Source organism: Geobacillus sp. B4113_201601 (assembly GCF_001587475.1).
Taxonomy (GTDB): Bacteria; Bacillota; Bacilli; order Bacillales; family Anoxybacillaceae; genus Geobacillus; species Geobacillus icigianus.
The window spans coordinates 1,818-5,518 of the sequence record NZ_LQYX01000109.1 but is presented as its reverse complement, the minus strand read 5'-3'; the positions used below and the strand labels follow the sequence as shown (position 1 = coordinate 5,518).

The 3,701-nt window shown below is 36.4% G+C and carries 5 protein-coding genes and 3 pseudogenes; 4 read left to right on the top strand and 4 right to left on the bottom strand.

The annotated features are described in order from the left end of the window. From B4113_RS21290 to B4113_RS15075, 4 genes and pseudogenes are all read left to right on the top strand, one after another. Positions 1-230: pseudogene (locus B4113_RS21290) on the top strand (hypothetical protein); the annotation flags it as partial. A 392-nt stretch (positions 231-622) separates the two neighbouring features. Continuing rightward, complete coding sequence (locus B4113_RS15085; RefSeq protein ID WP_033844664.1) at positions 623-1,132, top strand: RNA polymerase sigma factor; 510 nt, start codon at positions 623-625, stop codon at positions 1,130-1,132. Between the two features lies 1 nt (position 1,133). Next, on the top strand, positions 1,134-1,613 hold the full coding sequence (locus B4113_RS15080) for a hypothetical protein (protein WP_033844662.1): 480 nt from the start codon (positions 1,134-1,136) through the stop codon (positions 1,611-1,613). Positions 1,614-1,656: 43 nt separating this feature from the next. After that, complete coding sequence (locus B4113_RS15075) at positions 1,657-1,974, top strand: hypothetical protein (RefSeq protein ID WP_033021375.1); 318 nt, start codon at positions 1,657-1,659, stop codon at positions 1,972-1,974. 97 nt (positions 1,975-2,071) lie between these two features. Here B4113_RS15075 and B4113_RS19950 read toward each other — a convergent pair whose 3' ends face one another. From B4113_RS19950 to B4113_RS20795, 4 genes and pseudogenes are all read right to left on the bottom strand, one after another. Continuing rightward, on the bottom strand, positions 2,072-2,218 hold the full coding sequence (locus B4113_RS19950; RefSeq protein ID WP_160331382.1) for a hypothetical protein: 147 nt from the start codon (positions 2,216-2,218) through the stop codon (positions 2,072-2,074). Between the two features lie 58 nt (positions 2,219-2,276). Beyond that, a pseudogene (locus B4113_RS19110) lies at positions 2,277-2,414 on the bottom strand (IS21 family transposase); the annotation flags it as partial. Between the two features lie 238 nt (positions 2,415-2,652). Beyond that, positions 2,653-3,186: an NUDIX hydrolase gene (locus B4113_RS15065; RefSeq protein ID WP_051962769.1), complete on the bottom strand. Its 534-nt coding sequence runs from the start codon at positions 3,184-3,186 to the stop codon at positions 2,653-2,655. Between the two features lie 273 nt (positions 3,187-3,459). Then, positions 3,460-3,701: pseudogene (locus tag B4113_RS20795) on the bottom strand (transposase); the annotation flags it as partial.

Here is a 3,701-nt window from a genome sequence, read left to right as displayed (position 1 = left end):
ACACGACGAGTCACACCAAAAAAGAACGATGGAATCACCTTAGCTTACCTCCATCATGAATCGTGGCCGAACGTAAAAGTCGAATGCGAACGTCTCATTCTTGGACATTTTTCTTCAAAAAACGGCGACCTTGGTCAACGACCGAACGGACGGCCAAACAAGCGCAACTCTTTGTAGCTCTAGGGCTGGAGCCCCCTCCGAAGATTCTAGGTATCCATCCTCGCACCTAGATACACGCCCAACGTATGCCCAAATGCCTCTCGTCCCTTTGGTATCAAGGGATGAGAGGCATTTTGTTTGCCTAGTGACTGTCGAACTCGGGGATGTAATTGTGACGCTAATTTAGTCTCATGTGCCAGCAATACTGATGAAGCAGGTACAGACCGCGTAATTGCAGCGTTTATCTTTATGCAGGCAATTCATGGTTGCTAATAAACACCTAATCCCCCCCTCAAGAGGCTTGAGGGGGGATTTTTTGACTATTTTCGCATAGATTATTTGGCAAAGAACTCTGTTTTCACCTTAATTATGTTAATATTTTATAAACCAGTCAATTTTATTTATGCAACCATTCCATCATTTTAATCGTCTCACTTTTGAACAGGGAAATGAGGAGATAACAATGAAAAAAAGTCATGAGGATGCATTCTCTCTGATTGAAGATGTCTACAAAGAACATTATTTATATTTAAAACGCTTTTTATTAAAAATCACTTCTGATGAAAAGCTTATTGAAGATGTTATACAAGAAGTATTTTCAAAAATGCTCCTTAACCCTGAAAAAATATTGGAGGTGAAGTATATAAGAAGTTGGTTAATGGTAAGCACAAGAAATCTACTCATTGATCATTTTAGAAAAAAAAAGCCGCACTTACTGAACGATGAAGAAGTCATTACAGATTTACTTATTACGGACCTAAGTCCAGAGAAAAATTTGCTATTAAAAAGCTCAATTGACGATATCCTTAAAGATTTATCCAAAGCAGATAAAACACTTCTTCTTGCTAAAGAATACTACGGATATACGTATGAGGAAATATCTGTACTTCTAAATATACCCATATCAACAATAAAATCAAGGATATTTCGTCTCAAGAAGCGCCTTATATCAAGAATTCATCGGAGTGATTAGCATGACTGATTTCGAAAAAATCCATGTTTTAACAAAGGAATTATTGGTCATATACAACGAGTTAGATGAAGAAGCTAAGAGCATTGTAGATGAACATATCACAAGTTGCCCGGATTGTAAAGGGCTTTTTGAGACATATCATAGCACTTTTGTCTTTAACAATCAGAGATTTTGTTTGGAACAAGCTGAACAATCGACGGAGATTAAGCCATTTAAAAAATTAATCCAATTTAAGACCATAATGTATGTTTTACTGATTGGTATAAGATTTCTTCTGTTAAGCTTAATTTTAAACAAGAGCTTTGACCCGACACGTCCTGCTCTTTTAAGAGGGAGTTTAATTGTTTATTACTTCCCATTTGTAGGTCTTTCTAATATTGTTACATTTGTTTTTTATCGGAAATCCTGGTTTTGGATTATGCTTTTGTTTGATATTTTGATACTTTTGTTTTCTGCAGATCTGATCTATACATTCTTTTAGGCATGCTCAATACAATTTGTAAAAGAGGAGAGGGGTTTTACAGATGAAAAATCTTTCGATGATAGCAGGACTTTTAGGGATATTTGTATCATTGGCAGCACAACTTTTGGCAATAAATGATGACGATTATCACTTTGGGAATATTTGGTTCATAGGAGTTTTAGGTGGAATCATAGGTACTTGGGCAGCCTTTTCAATAAACATTAACAATAAGAAAGCAACTGTACTGCTTATCATTTCTTTATTATTAGGATTTGCTGGAATAGGTTCTTTATATTCTATTTCTGCTTTTCTTCAATTCATCACTTTGATTTATCTTGCATATAAACACTTTCATGCGAAGGGAGATAAACATAAATGAATAAAAGAATGTTTATCAATGTATTTTCAATATCTTGCTGTGTTATTGCCTACCTCATACTATTTTTACTGCTTATAATTAGATTCTCCTTTGGTCCCTATGGGCCAATAGCAATTTGGAGCTTATTTTTGTTGCCATTGATCGGATTTATCATTTCATTTTTTGGGGAAAAAGGGATTTTAAATAAAATTTCACTTTTCACAAACCTCTCTGCCATTGTTTTCTGTTCAGGTTCGGCTGCCATAACGATTTTTCTATATTTAACTCAATAACTTTTTTCTACCTAATCTGATGGGCTTCAAAATAAAACATTCCATTAGGTGCTCCTGGTCTTGACTGGCCGTAAATAGCGCGTATTTCATCCGGGAACAGCCTAACGTAGCTACTAATTTGCCTTTTCTCTCTTCGCTCTCCCCCTCTTCTTTCCAATCAAGTTGCAATTAACAAGAAGATTAACCGCATTCTTTAACAGGGCCAAAAAATAAAAAAACACACACTAGAATAAGCTCTAGTGTGTGTTCTATATTTAATAACAACACCTACCTTGAAATACGAGATCTCCCGTAGAAGGAATATAATAATATAAACCTGGGCATCCTTTTTGTTCACAACAATCCCAATGCTTGTCACAAACTGGAATAGCCTTAATTGTTACTTCCTTCTCTGATGGAATATTAATCAAATTTTTTCCATAATACTCACCTCCTTATTGTATCTGGGATACTCAGGGTTTTTAGGTGTGTTTTCCAATATACTCCATTTTATAGAGTTATCTGGTTTACACCATTCAACTATCCCATTTAGAAAATTTCCTTTTTCAACAATTTCTTTTATAAAAGCTCTGTGGTAATCTGTCACTTCCTTGTTATAATATAATGTTTCTATTTCAACTAGATGTGGGGTCAATTTCTCTGGCTCCTTTAGTTCTAATTTCCCCTTTACATTTCTTGTCATATACCAAAAGCAAACAGAGTGGTAGTCACTTGTATGTGCTATAAACGAAACCACACCACGTAATTCTAAATCATCGACTATTAAACCAGTTTCCTCAAACATTTCTCTCTTACAAGCTTGTTCTAGAGTCTCATGTAATTCTACATGACCACCCGGAGGAATAAAATAGCCATGTACTGCCGAAGTTTTATCCTTTTTTTTTATCATGACAATCTTATCATTTAAAAGAGCTATGCAAGATACTTGAACTCGAATCATGTGTAGACATCTCCCTATCTTTAGAATACTTATATAGGATAAAGGCTAAATTTCCAAAATACCCTTCATTCGGAACTTTTATTTTATTCCCATTAATACATAGTTCTTCTTCATATTTAATTAACTCTTGTAATCTATTATCTAACTCACATTTCGCACCCTAACAGGGTAGAAAGAAAGGATTTTTTATTTCGTTTTTTAGAATAACATTTCGACCAACATAACGAGCGATGGAGATCCTTTTTTTACCATCGCTAGTCATTCCGTATGACGTTACACGTCAATGCTCTCATCCATGCCCAATCCCTGCAGGATCCTTCGCTGATCACGGGTGAGCGGTTTCCCTAACGCGCGTTGGATGTGCCCATCCGGCAGCTCTAGTAGGACGACTTTCACATACCGGAACAATTGAAAAATCGCCTGCCCGGTGGGTCGGGTCAGTTTCCGGCCTCCCACGCCCTTTAATGGGTGTTCTGGGGTGATGAACTGACGCACCCGGCGCTGGAAGACGCGGT